The 16,881-nt window shown below is 64.5% G+C and carries 19 protein-coding genes; 8 read left to right on the top strand and 11 right to left on the bottom strand.

The window, feature by feature from the left end; genetic code table 11:
• Nucleotides 1-6: 6 nt before the first annotated feature.
• Nucleotides 7-879 (top strand): 2-dehydro-3-deoxygalactonokinase, encoded by an 873-nt coding sequence (locus ASD73_RS03950; RefSeq protein WP_056368953.1) that lies wholly within the window; start codon nucleotides 7-9, stop codon nucleotides 877-879.
• The gene (locus tag ASD73_RS03945; protein WP_056368954.1) at nucleotides 879-1,493 is read left to right on the top strand and encodes a 2-dehydro-3-deoxy-6-phosphogalactonate aldolase; all 615 of its coding nucleotides are present in this window, start codon (nucleotides 879-881) and stop codon (nucleotides 1,491-1,493) included. Before ASD73_RS03950 ends, ASD73_RS03945 begins: the two co-directional genes overlap by 1 nt.
• A 168-nt stretch (nucleotides 1,494-1,661) precedes the next feature.
• Here ASD73_RS03945 and ASD73_RS23460 read toward each other — a convergent pair whose 3' ends face one another.
• A complete protein-coding gene (locus tag ASD73_RS23460; protein WP_327196897.1) occupies nucleotides 1,662-2,873 on the bottom strand; it encodes a GGDEF domain-containing protein in 1,212 nt (403 codons plus the stop codon).
• Between the two features lie 79 nt (nucleotides 2,874-2,952).
• Here ASD73_RS23460 and ASD73_RS22705 point away from each other — a divergent pair, with 79 nt between their 5' ends.
• From ASD73_RS22705 to ASD73_RS03930, 3 genes are all read left to right on the top strand, one after another.
• Nucleotides 2,953-3,303: a hypothetical protein gene (locus ASD73_RS22705; RefSeq protein ID WP_156377278.1), complete on the top strand. Its 351-nt coding sequence runs from the start codon at nucleotides 2,953-2,955 to the stop codon at nucleotides 3,301-3,303.
• Nucleotides 3,304-3,567: 264 nt separating this feature from the next.
• Entirely contained in the window at nucleotides 3,568-5,739 is a 2,172-nt protein-coding gene (locus ASD73_RS03935) for a glycosyltransferase family 4 protein (protein WP_082521392.1), read from the top strand.
• Nucleotides 5,693-7,000, top strand: coding sequence for a glycoside hydrolase family 130 protein (locus ASD73_RS03930; RefSeq protein WP_056368956.1), 1,308 nt, complete (start codon nucleotides 5,693-5,695; stop codon nucleotides 6,998-7,000). Before ASD73_RS03935 ends, ASD73_RS03930 begins: the two co-directional genes overlap by 47 nt.
• On the opposite strand, the gene ASD73_RS03925 is transcribed toward ASD73_RS03930, so the two are convergent.
• From ASD73_RS03925 to ASD73_RS03915, 3 genes are all read right to left on the bottom strand, one after another.
• On the bottom strand, nucleotides 6,980-7,318 hold the full coding sequence (locus ASD73_RS03925) for a hypothetical protein (RefSeq protein ID WP_156377277.1): 339 nt from the start codon (nucleotides 7,316-7,318) through the stop codon (nucleotides 6,980-6,982). The two genes, ASD73_RS03930 and ASD73_RS03925, sit on opposite strands and share 21 nt — an antisense overlap.
• Before the next feature lie 99 nt (nucleotides 7,319-7,417).
• Nucleotides 7,418-8,536 carry a glycosidase gene (locus ASD73_RS03920; protein ID WP_056368957.1) on the bottom strand — a complete coding sequence of 373 codons (1,119 nt, stop codon included), beginning with the start codon at nucleotides 8,534-8,536 and terminating at the stop codon, nucleotides 7,418-7,420.
• Nucleotides 8,521-8,811, bottom strand: a complete 291-nt coding sequence (locus ASD73_RS03915) for a CinA family protein (RefSeq protein WP_056368958.1) — start codon at nucleotides 8,809-8,811, stop codon at nucleotides 8,521-8,523. The genes ASD73_RS03920 and ASD73_RS03915 overlap by 16 nt, the downstream gene beginning before the upstream one ends.
• 191 nt (nucleotides 8,812-9,002) lie before the next feature.
• On the opposite strand from ASD73_RS03915, the gene ASD73_RS03910 reads away from it, so the two are divergent.
• Nucleotides 9,003-9,278, top strand: coding sequence for a hypothetical protein (locus ASD73_RS03910; RefSeq protein ID WP_056368959.1), 276 nt, complete (start codon nucleotides 9,003-9,005; stop codon nucleotides 9,276-9,278).
• A 175-nt stretch (nucleotides 9,279-9,453) separates the two neighbouring features.
• On the opposite strand, the gene ASD73_RS03905 is transcribed toward ASD73_RS03910, so the two are convergent.
• Nucleotides 9,454-9,705, bottom strand: coding sequence for a response regulator transcription factor (locus tag ASD73_RS03905; RefSeq protein ID WP_231732902.1), 252 nt, complete (start codon nucleotides 9,703-9,705; stop codon nucleotides 9,454-9,456).
• Between the two features lie 373 nt (nucleotides 9,706-10,078).
• Between ASD73_RS03905 and ASD73_RS03900 the strand changes: the two genes are divergently transcribed.
• Both ASD73_RS03900 and ASD73_RS03895 read left to right on the top strand, forming a co-directional pair.
• Nucleotides 10,079-10,759, top strand: a complete 681-nt coding sequence (locus tag ASD73_RS03900; protein ID WP_056368960.1) for a helix-turn-helix domain-containing protein — start codon at nucleotides 10,079-10,081, stop codon at nucleotides 10,757-10,759.
• On the top strand, nucleotides 10,756-12,192 hold the full coding sequence (locus ASD73_RS03895; RefSeq protein ID WP_200934870.1) for a hypothetical protein: 1,437 nt from the start codon (nucleotides 10,756-10,758) through the stop codon (nucleotides 12,190-12,192). Before ASD73_RS03900 ends, ASD73_RS03895 begins: the two co-directional genes overlap by 4 nt.
• A 104-nt stretch (nucleotides 12,193-12,296) precedes the next feature.
• Here ASD73_RS03895 and ASD73_RS03890 read toward each other — a convergent pair whose 3' ends face one another.
• From ASD73_RS03890 to ASD73_RS03865, 6 genes are all read right to left on the bottom strand, one after another.
• On the bottom strand, nucleotides 12,297-12,863 hold the full coding sequence (locus ASD73_RS03890) for a hypothetical protein (RefSeq protein WP_056368961.1): 567 nt from the start codon (nucleotides 12,861-12,863) through the stop codon (nucleotides 12,297-12,299).
• A gap of 8 nt (nucleotides 12,864-12,871) precedes the next feature.
• The gene (locus ASD73_RS03885; RefSeq protein WP_056368962.1) at nucleotides 12,872-13,597 is read right to left on the bottom strand and encodes a C39 family peptidase; all 726 of its coding nucleotides are present in this window, start codon (nucleotides 13,595-13,597) and stop codon (nucleotides 12,872-12,874) included.
• Nucleotides 13,598-13,613: 16 nt separating this feature from the next.
• Nucleotides 13,614-14,021: a hypothetical protein gene (locus tag ASD73_RS03880; protein ID WP_056368963.1), complete on the bottom strand. Its 408-nt coding sequence runs from the start codon at nucleotides 14,019-14,021 to the stop codon at nucleotides 13,614-13,616.
• Nucleotides 14,022-14,103: 82 nt separating this feature from the next.
• Nucleotides 14,104-14,628 (bottom strand): hypothetical protein, encoded by a 525-nt coding sequence (locus tag ASD73_RS03875; protein WP_056368964.1) that lies wholly within the window; start codon nucleotides 14,626-14,628, stop codon nucleotides 14,104-14,106.
• A 202-nt stretch (nucleotides 14,629-14,830) separates the two neighbouring features.
• Nucleotides 14,831-15,673 (bottom strand): FAS1-like dehydratase domain-containing protein, encoded by an 843-nt coding sequence (locus ASD73_RS03870; protein WP_056368967.1) that lies wholly within the window; start codon nucleotides 15,671-15,673, stop codon nucleotides 14,831-14,833.
• 4 nt (nucleotides 15,674-15,677) lie between these two features.
• Nucleotides 15,678-16,841, bottom strand: coding sequence for an acyl-CoA dehydrogenase family protein (locus ASD73_RS03865; protein ID WP_056368969.1), 1,164 nt, complete (start codon nucleotides 16,839-16,841; stop codon nucleotides 15,678-15,680).
• Between the last annotated feature and the right edge of the window lie 40 nt (nucleotides 16,842-16,881).

Raw genomic sequence — 16,881 nt, 5'->3', positions numbered from 1 at the left:
CGGCGTATGGACGGACATTTTCTCGCCATAGACTGGGGCACCACCAACCGCCGCGTGTACAGCATCGATGCGGGCGGTGCGGTGATCGAAACCGAGCGTGACGACCGCGGCGTCCTGGCGATTGCGCCGGGCAGTTTCGATGCCGAGGCGGCGGGCATCCGTGCGCGCTTTGGCGATGCCCCGATGCTTTGTGCCGGCATGGTCGGATCGAAGCGCGGCTGGCACGAAATTCCCTATGTGCCCGCGCCCGCCGACTTCGCGGCCGTCGTGCGCGGGACGCGGTGGATCGAGGGGCAGCGCGTAGCCATCGTCCCCGGCGTGTGCCGCCTTGACGACAGCCGCGCCGACGTGATGCGCGGCGAGGAAGTGCAGTTTCTCGGCGCGCTCGAGGCGGGGCTGGTGCCCGATGGGGCGATGCTCTGCCAGCCTGGCACCCATTGCAAATGGGCGCGGGTCGCGGGCGGGCGTCTCGTCGATTTTACCACGACGATGACCGGCGAATTGTTCGCGCTGCTCAAGCAGCACAGCCTGCTTGCCGATCTTCTCGACGGCGATGTCGGACCGAACGACGGGTTTCTGGCGGGCGTGCGCCAGGCGCAGGGGCAGGATTTGCTATCGCTGCTCTTCTCCGTCCGCGCGGCACGCCTGCTCGGATCGCTGCCGCTCGAGCAAAGCGCATCCTTTACCAGCGGATTGCTCATCGGCAGCGACGTCCGCGCGCGCCTCACCGATCCGTCGGAGGCGGTGCATGTGCTGGCCGACGCCTATCTTGGCGGGCTTTACCGCTGCGCGATCGAGGAACTCGGCGGCTCGGCGATCCTTGTCGACAGCCATGCGGCCTTCGTCGCCGGCATCACCCGAATCTGGAGAGAATTGTGATGAATTTCGCTTCGGCGCTGGAACAATGCCCGCTTGTCGCCATTCTTCGGGGAATCCGGCCGGAAGAGGCGGCGGCGGCGGGTGAGATGCTTGTCGATTCGGGGTTCACCCTGATCGAGGTCCCGCTGAATTCGCCCGACCCGCTGCGCAGCATCGAGATTCTGGCCGGCACGGTCGGCGATCGTGCGATCGTTGGCGCCGGGACGGTGTTGTCGCGCCAGCAGGTGACCGACGTCGCCGTAGCGGGCGGGCGGCTCATCGTGTCACCCAACACCGACGCCGCCGTCATTGCCGCGACGGTGGAAGCGGGCCTCGCGTCGGTCCCTGGCTTCCTGACCCCGTCGGAGGCGTTCGCCGCGCATGCGGCCGGTGCGACGGCGCTGAAATATTTCCCGGCCGAAGCCTCGTCTCCCCATATCTTGAAAGCGTTGAAAACGGTCTTGCCTTCCGGTGTCCCCGTGATCGTCACGGGCGGCATCACCCCTGACAAATTGGCGCTGTGGAGGGCATCGGGCGCGTCCGGGTTCGGGCTGGGCGGCGCGCTCTATCGCCCCGGCATGGCCCTTGGCGAGCTGAAACGGCATGCCGACGATTTCGTCGCGGCGAGCCGGTAAGCGCAGACTTTGACGTCGCACTGTCAATGGGCCGCGCTGAAACATTGATCGAGGAGTGGAGGCCGATCTCAAGGCGGCCGAGCCCCGCATCAGCTCGATCTACATCCGCCTCGAAAAGCGGCGACGATCTTTACCAATGATCGCGGCAAGCTCATTTCACTCTCCACATCACGCCGCGATATTGGCTATCGCGGCGTCTTCTTCGACGCAGAAGAGGGCTCGCGCTTTCCCTCCGGCCTTCGCGCGATAGAGCGCGGCATCGGCGCACGAGAGGAGCCGTTCCAGTTCGAGGCCGAGTTTCGGGGCGGTGGCGATCCCGACGCTGACCGATACCGACATCGATATATCGTCCACGAGATAGGGTTTGCTGATCTCGCGGATTATCCGGCGGGCCAGGAGTTCGGCTTCGCTTTCATCGCTCAGATCAACCTGCAGCACGACGAATTCGTCGCCGCCGAGCCGCGCGACGACATCGTCGCTGCGCACCATCCCTTCGAGCCGCCGCGCCACCTGTTCAAGCAGCGCATCGCCCGCCGGGTGGCCGTAGCGATCGTTGATCGCTTTGAAGCCGTCGAGATCGAGAAAATGCAGCGCGACGAGATTCTTCGCGCGCATCGCCGTCGCGGCGCGATCCTGAAAAAGTTCGCGCAGCAACAGGCGGTTCGACAGGCCGGTGAGAGCATCGGTCCGGGCGAGCTTCGCCATGTCGTGCCGCGCCGTGTGGTGCTCGATCGCCGAGCGATAGAGGTGGGCAACGGTCTGGAGGCTGAGCCCGGTTATCATGGCGACGATGAGGGCCTCGATCAGAAACAGCTCGGCGTGGAGGGGCGTCGCGTGCGGCTGCATCGGGTGCCATACCAGCGCGGCGACGGTTGGCACGGTCGCGAGCAGCAGGCTGGTTACGCAGATATTCGGCCGGATCGAGGTCCGCGAAACGATGCCCGCGCCGAAGCCGAAGACGAGGCTGACAGTGATGAGATGGAGCAATGGATAATGGGCGGCTATGGCCACCAGATTGAGGAGCGCAAGCAGCACGGCCGACACATAATTGCCGATCGCATAGCGGCGCTCCCAGCGCCTCAACTCTTCGAAATCACGTACCGGGCGTGCGCGGGAATAGGCGCGAAGCGTGGCGAGCCGCAGAAACGTCGTCAGCGTCCCCAGCGCTCCGAGGGCGAGAAGAAAGTTGCTGCCTAGCTCGCGGCCGACAAGAATGCATACACCGACGAACACCACGCCGAGGCCGAATATGGGAAGCCGCATGCTGAACAGCATGTCGACGAAGTCGCGATAGACCGATAGCGGAAGAGTCGCCGGACTTGGGAAAATCCGCAAGCGCCACTGCGACTCGATCGGTGTGGGGGTGTCCGATCGTTTCATGTCGAGATCATGTCCTAATATCGTTAACGTCTCGTAATTCGAGACTTTCTCATAGGCTGCGTTTGGCCTCCCCTAATAAATGAAGATCGTCGCCGCGGGTTCCGGCGATGAATTTTTCGCAGCGAAGTCACCATGCTCTCCGAAGAGATCAGGCATCATGTTGCGGAAGAAGAAAAGCAGCACGACAATATGTTCCGGCAAGCGTGCTGCCGACGTCGATCTCGCCGCGATCGGCGAACGGATGCCGGCGCGGAAGGAGGAACTGAAGCGTCGAGCGGAGACTGAGAGGCTGCCGGCCGCTGAACTCGACCATGTAGTCGCGGTTGCGCGGGAAGAGGGCGGCGGCGACGGGCGCGATCTCGTGGACCGAGCCGGAACGCCTTTTTCTCGCGGCGGCGCGGCGCAACTTGTGAGGCGGTGCAGGCGTTGATCAGGTTGTGATGATGTGCCTGCCGCGTCTCCAGGCGGTCGGGGCACCGAGTCCAGGTCAATTGAGGGGGAAATCAAAAAAGGCGTTGCGATGAAATATGATCCGAAAGCCCTGTCTCTTTCAGACGTTTCAGGCGACGTTCTCCTCCGCGGAATCTCCGAAAAATTGCCGCCGCAAGCGCTAAAGAGGATCGCGCTGGTCGGTTGCTTCCGGCCCCGTCAATGCGGGATCGCGACGTTCACCGCCGACGTTTATGACCATCTCATGGCGACCGGGGCGGGCCTCGCGGTCGATGTTTACGCGATGCGTTCGTTGCATGCGCAGGGCAGCGACGCGGCGATCACCTGTTCGATCGACGACGACAACCCCGCCTCCTATCGAGCCGCCGCAGCGGCGATCAATCGCAGCGCCGCGGCGGCGGTCTGGCTCCAGCATGAATTCGGCATCTTCGGCGGGCCTGCGGGCGACCTGATCCTCGAGCTGGTCGATCGCATCGCAGCGCCGTTGATTGTCACGCTGCACACCGTGCTCGCCGAGCCGAGCGAGGCGCAGCGGCGCGTGATCGCGCAGTTCGTCGCGCGCGCTTCGCGGCTTGTGGTGATGAGCGAATTCGGGCGCCGGACGCTGATTGAAGTCTATGGCGCGGAACCCGCTTCGGTCGTTCAGATCGAACATGGGACTCCCGACCGGCCCTTCACCCCATCGCCGCCGCTGCGCGCGGCGCTCGGGATCGCCGCGCGGCCCGTCCTTTCGACGTTTGGGCTCCTTGGTCCCGGCAAGGGGCTCGAAACCGCGATCCGCGCCTTGCCGGTCATTGCCGCGCAATATCCCGACATCCTCTACCGCATCGTCGGCGCGACCCATCCCAACCTTGTCGCGTCCGAAGGCGAGGCGTACCGCGAGAGCCTCAAGACGCTCGCCGAAAGCCTGGGGGTGAAGGATAATATCGCCTGGGAGAACCGTTTCCTCGAAACCGGGGAGCTGCTCGACCAGATCGAACTGTGTGACATCTATCTCGCGCCCTATCCCAATCTCGCCCAGATCACATCGGGCACGCTTGCCTATGCCGTCGCGCTCGGACGCGCGGTCGTCTCGACACCCTTCGTTCACGCCCGCGAGCTTCTCGCGGACGATGTCGGCATATTGGTGCCGCAGGGTGACAGCGACGCGATCGCGGAGGCGGTGCTCCTCCTTCTCTCGGCCCCGGAGGAGCGCCGCGCCCTCCAGCAACGCGCCTATATGCGCGGACGGCGCACCGCCTGGCCCGAAATCGCCCGACAATACGCCGCGCTGCTTGGCCAGCTTGCGCCGGCGGCAGCGATCAGGGAGGTGCGCGCACCGCCGTCGCTCGGCGCGATCCGCGCGATGAGCGACGGGGTGGGGATCCTCCAGCATGGCCTCGGTATCGTCCCCGATCGCGCACACGGGTATTGCATCGATGACAATGCGCGCGCGCTAATGCTCCTCAACAGTCTCGGACCCGAGGCTTTCGCCAGAAACGAAGCGCTCGCCATGCGCTATGCGAGCTTTGTCCAGCATGCATGGAATCCCGCGAACGGCCGCTTCCGCAACTTCATGGGCTATGACCGTCAATGGCTCGAGGCGGAGGGATCGGAGGACAGCAACGGGCGCGCCCTCTGGGCGCTTGGTCATTGTGCCGGCCGCGCGCCGCTTTCCGGGCTCGCCGACTGGGGGCTTGAATGGTTCGGGCGCACCGCCGAGATGACCCGAGATTTCCGGAGCCCGCGCGCGATCGCTTTCGCGATGCTCGGCGCCGACGAATTGCTTCTGCGGCATCCTGCGCATGCGGATGCGCGCGCGCTGATCGAGCGTGGCGGCGCGTTCCTCCTCACGCTCTGGAAATCATCGCGCCGCCCCGGGTGGGACTGGTTCGAAGCCGGGCTTGCCTATGACAATGCCCGGCTCGCCGAGGCGCTCATGCGCGCTGGTCTCCGGCTGGGCTCGCTCCCCCTCGAGAAGGCGGGGCTTGCGGCGCTCGACTGGCTTTGCGATCGCCAGACGGGCGCGGGGGGATGGTTCCGCCCGGCGGGGTCTGAGGGCTTCGGTCTCGTCGGCGAAACCTTGCCTTTCGACCAGCAGCCGCTCGAGGCGTGGGCGACGATTGCCGCCTGTGGCGAGGCTTTCGTCTCGACCGGGCTGCCGCGCTGGAGCGCGCGCGCCGATATGGCCTGGCGCTGGTTCCACGGTGACAATGACCGATCGCTCGCGCTCGCAAGCGCCGCGACCGGGCGCTGCTGCGACGGACTGACCCCGCGGGGCGTTAATACGAATGTCGGCGCCGAGTCGGTGCTGGCATTTCACCTTGCCTATCACGCGATGGACGACCTATTCTGGCAGGGAGAGATCAAAGAAAAGGCGGGCCTTATCGATGCTGATTTGCAGACCCGACCAGTCGCCGCTGCACATACTCAATGAAAAGCTCAGCGCCGATCCCGCGCGGGTCGTCTTGCGACCCTTCCACCTCGCATGGGCGTCGAATGTTTCCGAACCGCCGCGCGCCGCGCAACTCGTCGCCGACGTCGTCGCGCTCGACGAGGACCAGGCGGAGCTCGAGCTTGGGCTGATCTGGAAGGATTTTTCCGAGCGACACTGGCAGATCGGCCGCATTTTCGACGAACGCTTCGCCGAGATCGCCGAGGATCTGGCGCTTTCCGTGAGCAGCGTCTCGCCGGTCAAGCGGCGGCTGATCGGTGCCTATTTCTGCCACGAATATAGTTACGCCGCGGCGGCGCTGATGAACCCGAGCGTCGTGCCGCATCCCGACCAGACGGGGCTCGCCGCGCACCAGCAGCGTTTCCTGATGTCGATGCGCGCGGTGGGCGAGGGCCATATCAGCTCGGTCGCGTTCCGCGAGGGCATCATCGGCCCCGGCGGCGATTTCCATCTCTGGCCGCAATCGGGGCCGGCGATGGCCGCGGTTGCCGACGACCGCCATCATATCGGTCCCGACGATGCCGTGACCGTGCACCGCCAGCCTGGCAGCGCGATCTCGAACAGCGTGCTCTTTCCCGTGACCGAGGCGCAACGTAACGGGCTCGAGGATCTCCGCCTCGTGCGCTTCGTTCACGACGATGGCAGCACCGAATATATCGGAACGTACACCGCCTATTCGGGGCAGGCGATCCGCTCCGAATTGCTGCGCACCCGCGACTTCACAAGCTTCAGCCTCGCGCCGCTCACCGGGCGTGCCGCGCGGCACAAGGGCATGGCGCTGTTCCCGCGCAAGATCGATGGACGCTATCTGATGGTCGGGCGACAGGATGGCAAGAATATCACCCTGCTCGCGTCCGATACGCTAACGCGCTGGGACGAGGAAGGGTCGATCCTGATGCGCCCGGAATTTCCATGGGAATTCGTCCAGATGGGAAATTGCGGAAGCCCGATCGAGTGCGATGCGGGTTGGCTTCTCCTCACCCATGGCGTCGGGGCGATGCGCAAATACAGCCTGGGGGCGGCGCTCCTCGATCGCGACGACCCATCGCGCGTCCTCGCGCGCACGTCCTGCCCGATCCTCGCCGCCGCCGAGAGCGACCGCGAAGGCTATGTGCCCAATGTCGTCTATACCTGCGGCGCGATGCGCGTCGGCGACGAGCTTTTCATTCCGTTCGGGATATCGGACAGTGCGATCGGCTTCGCGACTGCCTCGATCGACGACCTACTTCGCCACCTCGCCTGAGGGGCGGGCGTTCCCGGATCCGTAAGTTGCCGGCGGGTCGCTCGCCGGAAAGGACTCATCGATCGCCTGATCGATCGCCTCCCATGGCCGGCGGATCCCGTCGCGCATCGCGTCCGGGCCGGCCGATCGTGTCTGATCGAAATTTTCAGCATCGGTCTCGCGGTCGCGAAAGGCAGCCGAATGGCGGTCGGCCTTCGCGGGCGCGGTCCGCCTGCTTATCGCGCGTGCCGCGAGCCAGGCGAGCGCGATGCCGCCGAGTATCCCCGCGAAGCCCCGGAGCCGGGTTACATCCGGATGCGATTCCGCGACCTTTGCCATCTGTTTTCCTCTCGAAGAAGGCAACGGCGCGACGCGGCGATAGTTGCAGCCCGGCGATGGTGTCCGGACGTTTTTGCTGCCGGGGGAGCCTCCCGCATCTCAGGCGGCGAAAACCGACTTCGGGATATGGGTGATGCGGCAGGCGAGGTCGGCTTCACCCGACGCGACGACATAATGGTCACCTCCGTCGGCGATCCCCGTCGTGAACACGACGTCGCGGACGTAGAGCCGGTCCTCCAGCGGGCGCGTGAGGTCGGCATTGGCTTCGATCAACGGCTGGTGGCCGCTTCGCAGGATTTTAGACGGATCGCGCCGGTCGAGTAGCGACCAATAGGTGCGGTAGATTCCGACGATTTCCTTGGGTTCGACCCCGTGCCAGAGCGTTAGCCAGCCTTCATCGGTGAGGATCGGCGGGGTGCCGCCGCCGATCCGCGCGGTTGCAAGAGTGTCGGCATGCGGGCGGATGCCCGGCGCTAGATGGGGTTTCCAGTGAAGGGCGTCGGGTGAGGTCGCGAGGTTGATCGACGGACCCGCGCGCCACTCCGAGCCCGGCGGATAGGCGAAATAGAGGTCGCCCAGCGGGCGCGTCTGTGCCCAGTAATGCCCGTCGATGCGGCCTTCGAAAATGAGCATGTCCTTGTTCTGGTGATCGAGGACGATGTCCTCGAAGCGCCAGTCGATCCCGTTCGTTGAGCTGTAGAGCGTTGTCGAATGCCGTTCGGGGCTTACCGAGCAGGTCGTCATCAGCCAGCGGCCATCCACCCGCGAAATACGCGCATCCTCGACACCATAGCATTGGAAGCTGCCTTGCGGCGCCACCGCTTTGTCATAATGGATCGCGACGCGCTCGAGCCCGTCGGGCGAAAGTTCGACGGGGAGGAGCCAGGAGAGCGAGGTCAGCGCCATCACGCGCCACGCGCCGTCGCGCACCATGAATTTGCGCGGGTCGGCGGTATCGCAAAGGTCAAGCGGCCAGACATCGAGGCGATAGCCGTCCGCGGCCCGGCGAATGGCGCGCACATGGCCATCGGCGATCGGATCGCGCAATGCTTCGGCGATGCGCACCATCATCAGCAGATTGCCGTTTTCGAGCCGCGTAAGGCCGGGATTGAAGGCGCCGAGCACATAGGTTTCGGCATCGAACGCGCCGGCGAGCGGCGAGCGCCCGAGATTGACGTCGTCGGGGCCGAAGATGAGGTGATCTACCGCGAAGTCCATATGGCGCCCCCCGCCATCGCTTCGGCGGCGTGGGCGTTGACCGCGTCACAACGCTCGGTGGCTTCGGCGGGGACGTCGAGGAGTTCGCGCTTGGCGTCCTTCGAATAGGCAACGAACCCGCGTTCGAGATGCGGTCCGAGCGAGACATCGCCGGCAAGCAAGGCGGCAAGCTGGCCGCCGGTACAGCTTTCGGCGGTCGCGATGCTGATCGGGGTGCGCGCGAGGGCAACGATCAGGTCGGCCTTTGGACGGTCGAATTTTCCGCTTCCTGCCATTCTCGCTCCCGCGGTCTGGGGTGGGCGATCGACTGACGCATCACGGCATCGATCGTTCCCGCCCGCAAGCGGTTGCTCGCTTTTGCGCGGGTGCAGCGCACGGTCGGTATCCATCGCCTGCTTGCCGCGCCGACCTGCAACCCGCGCGGCTGTGCGGACGTTGAGCTCATGTCACGAAAAGGAGATCCAACATGTCGCACGGCAATCTCGACCATGCCGCGACCGCTCCCGTCGAGCGTGTCGCGCGCGCTCTCGCCGGTCATGCGCTGAGCAGAAATGCTGAAGGCGAGCTTACGTCGGCGGGTCCGGCGGTCGATGCACTATGGCCCGACTATACCGACGCCGCGCTCGCCGCGCTCCGTACGCTGCGCGAGCCGAGCGGGCGGATGCTCGCGGTCGGCGACGCCGATGTCTGGGACCGGATGATCCGTGCGGCGATCGAGGATGAAACGATCTCGGAATTTTGATCGAATAGCTCCGCGGGCCCTCCAATCTGTGCGGATGATGGACTCCCCGGTCGGGAACAACCTGCGACGAGGTTCGCCCGTTTAACCTGCTTCAACCAATGGACGGCAGCGAATACCTGCTCGCCACGCTTCAGGGCGTTCATCGAGTGCCCATCATATGCATTTCGGATGCCCGTCATTTAAGTTCGAATAGCGTCGGTTCGTCGGGCGATGGTGTTTCGATGACCAGCAGGCCCAGGTGCATGGCCTGGGTTATCAGATGCGCGCGGTTGCGCGCATTGAGTTTCAGCCGCACATTCTCGATGTGCCGTTCGACGGTTCGTGGCGCGATATTGATTTCGATCGCGATCTGCTTAGCCGAGCAGCCGACGGCGACCAGTTCGAGTATTTGATGTTCACGAAAGGTCAAATGCGGTTCGACGTTCAAAGCGTTTTGATGCACGGCGCAATCCCCTGATACCCAAGGCTTAGACACTGTGCGACCGACGAGCATCTTTTGCGCGGCACGACCCGCAACCCACCTGCTCTGGTGTCGATGATATATGTTTGTGTGCTGTTTATCAATTAACCTAAGCTAATTAAGTATATAGAGACACTGCGTGTGCCAAAATACCTATACTATTGAAATTCAGTCTTAATCCATCCTCAAACGCTAAGGAAATTTACGTAAGTGATTTTCCTAGGCTGTTCATACACACGAATTCCTTGGTTTTTATGCGGATGGATTCAGCACCCGCAAAGGGAGATGAGACTCGCAAACGGGGTCGCCGCAAATACCAATTCCAGATTGGAGACGTGGCGTGCAAGGTCTTTCGGCAGAGTTTCAACGCGGGTCCATTCCGCAGGACACCATCCTAAAATTCCGGAAAGGCGAGATTATTTTCTCGCAGGGCGATCCCGGCGATTGCTGGTTCGAAGTCATCTCGGGCACTGTCAGAACCTGTCATTTCCACGTCGACGGGCACCGCCAGCTGACGGGGTTCTTCTATCAGGGTGACGTCTTCGGCGTCGAATATGGCGCGCGCGACGCGGCCGCCGAAGCGGTCACCAACACAATCCTGACCCGCCGTCCGGCGCTGAATGGCGACCCCGATTCGCTCGGGCAGAACCGGGCGCTCGAACGCGCGCTGGACAGCGCGAATCAATGCATCTTCCTGCTCGGCCGCCGCAATGCCAACGAACGCGTCGCGGCGTTCCTGTTGATCGCGGCGAAGCGGCTGTCGGCGCTCGGCAGCGTTCCCTTGCCGATGACGCGCGGCGATATTGCCGATCATCTGGGCCTGACGATCCATACGGTCAGCCGGACGATTTCGGGTTTTGTCCGCCAGGGCCTGATCGAGCTGGAGGGCCCGCAATTGTGCCGGCTGGTCGACCTCGACGGGCTGCGCGCGATTGCCGGCGAAGAAATGGGCGTCGCGATCGACAAGTTGCGCGCGATGCAGCCGCGGCGATCGTTCACCGGGCAGGGGGCAGGCGCATGAGCAATTTATCAGCGCCGCCCGTGCTGCGCCATATGGGTGTGGCCGCCGTCGGGCTGTCGGCGGTTTTTACGCCCTCGCAGGCCAGGGCGCATGAAACACCGGCGCTCGAATGCTTGTGCGATGCGCTTCCCTTTCTCGACACCGCGCCGACGTGGAACGCGGCGGCGGGCGCCCCGGGCGCCGCCGCCGATAGCCCGCCGGCCGCGAGCGCCGAGAGCGAGATCGACGCGCAGCGCCGGATCATCGCCGAACAGCGCGCGATGATCGATCAGCAGAACGCGATGCTCGCCGAGCAGCGGCAGCAGATCGTGAAGATGCAGGGACAGCTTATTACCCAGCAGGCGCAGGTCGACCGGCTATCGTCCTTCGCGCTAGCCGAGGCACCGCTCGAAATGTTTCGCGGAACCGGCATGGGGCAGGGCGTTGCCGGCCCTGCGCTTCCGGGCCCCGGCAGCGACGCGGTCGCGCTGCCCGATGCGCCGGTCGGCGAGGCACCGCCTCCGGGCGAGTCGACCACCGAACGCGTCGCGGCGGTTCCCGAAGGACAGGGGGTGCTGACGCGCGCCGGCAATCTCATTTTCGAACCCTCGTTCGAATATACGCGCTCGTCGACCAATCGCCTCGTCTTTCGCGGGATCGAGCTGATCCCGGGGATCCAGATCGGGCTGATCGAGGCGACCGACGCCGACCGCGATACGCTCGTCGGCACGGCCTCGCTGCGTTACGGAATCAGCGACCGGCTCGAGGCAGAGGTGCGCATCCCCTATCTCTATCGCAACGACCGGATCGAGGTCGTCCAGCAGCGCGACGAAGGCATCGTCCGGTCGATCGCGCTGCGCGAGGACGGGATCGGCGATGCCGAATTCTCGCTGCGCTATCAATTCAATCGCCCGGTCGGGCAAAAGCCGATCTTCGTCGGGACGCTGCGCGTGAAATCGGACACGGGCAAGGGGCCGTTCGAGGTCGGCTACGACGAATTCGGTGTCGCGACGGGGCTGGCCACCGGGTCGGGCTTCTGGGCGGTGCAGCCGGGGCTCAATTTCCTGATGCCGTCGGATCCCGCGGTGATCTATGGCGGCGCGGCCTATCTTTATCATATCCCGCGCGATGTGAATGAATTGGTCGGCGACGTGCTGATCGGGCGCGTCGATCCGGGCGACGCGGTTTCGGCCAATATCGGCTTCGGTTTCGCGCTCAACCCGCGCTTCTCTTTCTCGCTGGGTTACCGGCACAATTATATCTTCCCGACCAAGACCGAGATTGGCGATACGCATCAGAAATCCAACTATATCCACGTCGGTTCGCTCAATTTCGGCATGTCCTATCGCCTGACCGAGCGCGACGTTCTGAACATGGGTTTCGAGATCGGCGTGACCGAAGATGCGCCCGACGTGTCGATCACGCTGCGCATGCCGTTCGGCGGGAAACTATGATCCCGGCGGCCTGATCCAGCGACATAAGGGCGACATAAAGAAGCCCCGCCAAAAGAGGCGGGGCGAGGTGAACCGTCCCTGTCGAAACAGGGGCGGGGGGTCGTTCAGTTGCCGAGCGCGCCGACCGTCTGCGCGCCCATCGCGGCGCCGATTGCGTCGCTCATCCGCGTGGAGGCCAGCGCGTCGCGGAACCCTTCATAGCCGCTGAGGTCGAGCACGGCGTCGACCTGCTGGTTCAGCGACACGTTGCTGGCGGTGTTGATCAATACATTCTGGATCGCGTCGGTATTCTGGATCAGCGCGGTCTGGCCGTTGTTCGCGAGGAACACCGGTTCGTCGCCCACGCGCATGGTGATGCCGCCGCTGGTCAAAATGCCGCCCTGGATCTGCGCCGCATCGACCGCGGTCAGCGCCGGCGACACGAAGCGCTCGATCGAGGACCCTTGGGGCGTCCAGCTGACGATCGTGCGGAGCGCGAGTTCGTCGTTCACGAAGCTGCGAATATCGGCACCGAAGGCGATCACCATGCCCTGAAAGGCAAAGCCGCCGCGCTGCGTCGCCAGCACCTCATCCGATACCGTCTCGGCGTCCACAAGCGGATCGTCGGCCGCGGGCTCGCTCGCCGCGAGGATCACCGGCGCGAAGGCGAGCAGGAGGATGCGGAGGGACATGGGCGGCCTCATTTCACGGTGCCGACGCGCACATCGAGCAGGATCTGCGGCGTCAGCTGATATTGCGGGGGAAGGTTGGTCGTCAGATCGCTGATCGAAACGCGAAGCGCGCCCTCATCTTCGAGCGGCGCCTGCGACCAAGGGCCCCAGTCGCCAGCAAGGTTGAAGGAAGGACGCTTTTGTCCACCCTCGACGATGGCCAGTGCAATGCCGTTCCAATGCTTCTCGAAATCGCTGAGCGAATATTCGTTGAGGCCGAGAACCGAATCGCCGGTGAGCACGCGGTCGCCGCGGACGCCTTTGACGACCACGAAATGCTTGAAGCCTTTCAGGTCCATCAGGACGATCGTCGGGCGCTTCACCTGCTTCAATTGCTCGGCGGTGATCCGGAAGCCTTCGGCACGATAGCCGCGCGAGGCGAGATAGTTTTTCATGTCGAGCATTGAGAAGCCGACCTTGCGGATCGCCTCGCGGTCACCCTTTTCCCACATCGCGCGGAAGGGCATCGTTTCCGATGTCGGCGCGCCATAATGATAGGTGAGCAGGGTCGCGATCGCGGCGGAACCGCAACTGAAATCATAGCGTTGTCGAACGACCGAGCGGAAAGGAATATCCCACCAGGTCATCACCTGAAGCTGGTAATTGCCTCCCGTTTCGGGCCCGGTCAGCCGGACCTCGGCGGCGACGGGGGCGGCCGCAAGGGCGCACAACATGCCCGCGATCAAGGCGCGCATGGGCCGCATGGCGGACTCAATCGCCGAGGTTGATGGTCAGGTTCATGCCGCTCTGGGCACTGACCTGCGCACCGGTGTTGATCAGCAGGTTGCCGACACCATTGAAGTTGGAGAGCGCGAAATCGCTCAACGTGACCGCGCCCGCGGTATAGTCGCCCTTCAGGACGTTGCCGCTGACGATCGATTCCATCGTCTGGTTGGTGATGACGAGCGACTGGCCACCGCGCAACGTGTCGAGCTCTTTGTCTTTCAGCATCGGCGATTTGCGTTCGGGCTGCGCCGGGATCGCCGGGGCTGCATAGGCTCCGGCCGGGACGGCCTCAACCACGCGCGGCGCCGCTGCTTCGGGCGGAGGCAGCTGTGCCGATACGGGCACGGACAGGCCTGCCAGGACCAGCAGGGCCGGGACGATCGGGGGTTTCATGACGCGGGCGCTCCTCGAAAGCGAAACATTGGGAAATGGCCGGCCCGCCAGTGGTGCCGGGCCGGCCATCCGGGGGGACCGGTTAGTCGGCGCCGCCGTCGCCACCGGCCGGAGCGCTGTCGCCGAAGCTCACAGTGCCGCTTGCCGCGATGTTGGTTGCAGCCTGGGCGTTCGAGTTGATGCCCGTGTTCCAGGCGGCGTTCAGGATGCCGGCGTAGGCCGCGAAGGCGCTGCCGCTCACACTGTTGTTGCCGCTGTTGTAGCCGACCGCCGTGTCGCTGTCGTCCTCACCGTCCAGGTCGACGAGTTCGTCCATCTGCTGGTTGGTGTTGTTGGCATTGAGCGTTTGGGTCGCCACAACGAGGCTGTTGCCGTTGAGCGAGCCATTGCCGTCATTGTCCTGATCGTCATCCGAGAAGGTGTCGGCGGCATTGTCCTGGACGAACAGGTCGATCAGGTCGTTGACGACGACGGTGTCGCTGTTGTTGCCCGAAGCACCCGTCGTGGTGTTGTCATTGTCCTGATCTTGGCTTCCCTGCGCGAAGGCAGGTGCGGCCGAGACGGCAAGCGCCAGCGTCGACACCGCCAGCATGACTTTCTTGATCATGACTACTCTCCTTACAAAAAGGGGATGGCGCGCGATGCCGAATGGCATGGCTGATGCGGATCCTCCCCGACTCCGTCCGCATCGGTGCGAACAAGGCGATCATGATCCGCCGCGGCATGACCCGCTTTGCGAATTGGCAATGTCGGGAGCGGAGAAATACCCAGATGTTCTCGGTGGGTGGATTCGCCTTGACCGGGCCCGGCTATGCGACGTCGGCGCGCATCGTCGCGCGTCCTGCTGCATCGCGCGCCCACAATCGCGTCGCATCGCCATCGCGGGCGAGACAGAGGTCGAAGGGGGCGCCGTCGATCAACGGTGCTTCGGCGCGGAAGCTGAAACGGCGCGGTGTTGCGCCGGGCGCGGTGCGCAGAAGGTGATCCATCAGCAAGGTCGCGATCAGCGGGCCGTGGACGACCAGCCCGGCATAGCCTTCGACATTCTGCGCATAATCGCGGTCGTAGTGGATGCGGTGAGCGTTGAAGGTGAGCGCCGAATAGCGGAACAGGAGTACAGGATCGGGCGATAGGCTACGCACAGCATCGGCGGGCTCGGGTTCCGCCGGTTCGACCGGAACGGCGGCGGGTGCAGGCGCCGTCGGCGCGGGTTCGCGAAAGACGATGTCCTGCTCCTCGCGGATCGCGGCAACGCCATCCGCAGTAATGTCGTGACGCAGCGTCACGAACAGGAGGTCGCCGCTCGCGCCGTGCTTTGGCTTGATCGCGTCGATCGTGGTGACGCGCGTCAGTGCGGCACCGACCGCGACCGGGGAAAGGAAGTCGATGCGGCTACCCGCCCACATGCGGCGCCGAAGCGGGACGGGCGGGAGGAGGCCCGCGCCGTCGCGGCGCGGGTGACCGTCCTCGCCGATCGCCGACTGGCGCGCGGTGGGCAGGAAATAGAGCCAATGGGCCAGCGGCGGCACCGTACCGGGTAACCATGGCGAGCTGTCATGATCGAGCAAGGCGGCGAGACCGGCGAGCGGTGCCGCGGCCGCGACATCCTCGCGGGTTTCGCTGCGGCCGACCCAGGCGGAATAATCGTCCATCGGCTCAGAAGCTCTTGGGCAGGCCGAGCGCGTGCGTCGCGACATGGCTCAGGATCAGGTTCGTGCTGATCGGTGCGACTTGGTAGAGGCGCGTCTCGCGGAACTTGCGTTCGATGTCATATTCCTCGGCAAAGCCGAAGCCGCCGTGCGTCTGAACGCACATGTCGGCGGCGTACCAGCTTGCTTCGGATGCGAGCATCTTTGCCATGTTGGCCTCGGTCCCGCCGTCCTGCCCGGCGTCGAACAGCCGCGCGGCCTTGTCGACCATTTCGGCGGCGGCGGCGATCTGGACATAGGCGCGCGCGATCGGGAACTGGACGCCCTGGTTCGTGCCGATCGCGCGGCCGAAGACTTCGCGGTCCTTGGCGTATGCGGTGGCGCGGTCGATGAAAAATCGGCCGTCGCCGATGCATTCGGACGCAATCAGGATGCGCTCGGCGTTCATTCCCGAGAGGATATAGCGGAAGCCCTTGCCCTCCTCGCCGATCAGGTTCGCGGCGGGGACTTCGAGATCGTCGAAGAACAGCTCGGTTGTCGCATGGTTGAGCATCGTGCGGACGGGGCGGATCGTCAGACCCTTGCCCTCGGCCTCGCGCATGTCGACGAGGAGGACGCTCATCCCGTCGGACGGCTTTGCGCATTCCTCGCGCGGGGTAGTGCGGCAGAGGAGGACCATCAGGTCCGAATGCTCGGCGCGGCTGATCCAGATCTTCTGGCCGTTGACGATATATTTGTCGCTGACTCTTTTGGCGAAGGTGCGGATGCGCGTGGTGTCGGTGCCCGCGGTCGGCTCGGTCACGCCGAACGCCTGCAGGCGGAGGTCACCGCGCGCGATTGCGGGCAGATAGGCCTGCTTCTGCGCCTCCGACCCATGTTTCAGCAGCGTGCCCATCGTGTACATCTGCGCATGGCACGCACCGCCGTTGCAGCCCGAACGGTGGATTTCCTCAAGCACCGCAGTCGCGGCACCGAGGCCGAGGCCCGATCCGCCATATTCCTCTGGTATCAGGACCGACAGGAAACCCGCTTCAGTGAGCGTGCGCACGAATTCGGTCGGATAGATGCGGTCGCGGTCGAGCCGCTGCCAATATTCGCCGGGAAAATCGGCGCAGAGGCGGCGCACCGCGTCGCGGATTTCGGGATGGCTTGGCGGCTGGGCTTCGGACATCGGCGTCTGGCTCTCCCCTCATCGTCGGGGAGAGCCTTAG

Origin of the sequence: Sphingopyxis sp. Root154, assembly GCF_001427105.1 — a bacterium.
GTDB lineage: Bacteria > Pseudomonadota > Alphaproteobacteria > Sphingomonadales > Sphingomonadaceae > Sphingopyxis.
Note: the sequence above shows the minus strand (reverse complement) of the source record. Positions and strands in the feature narration are given on the sequence as shown.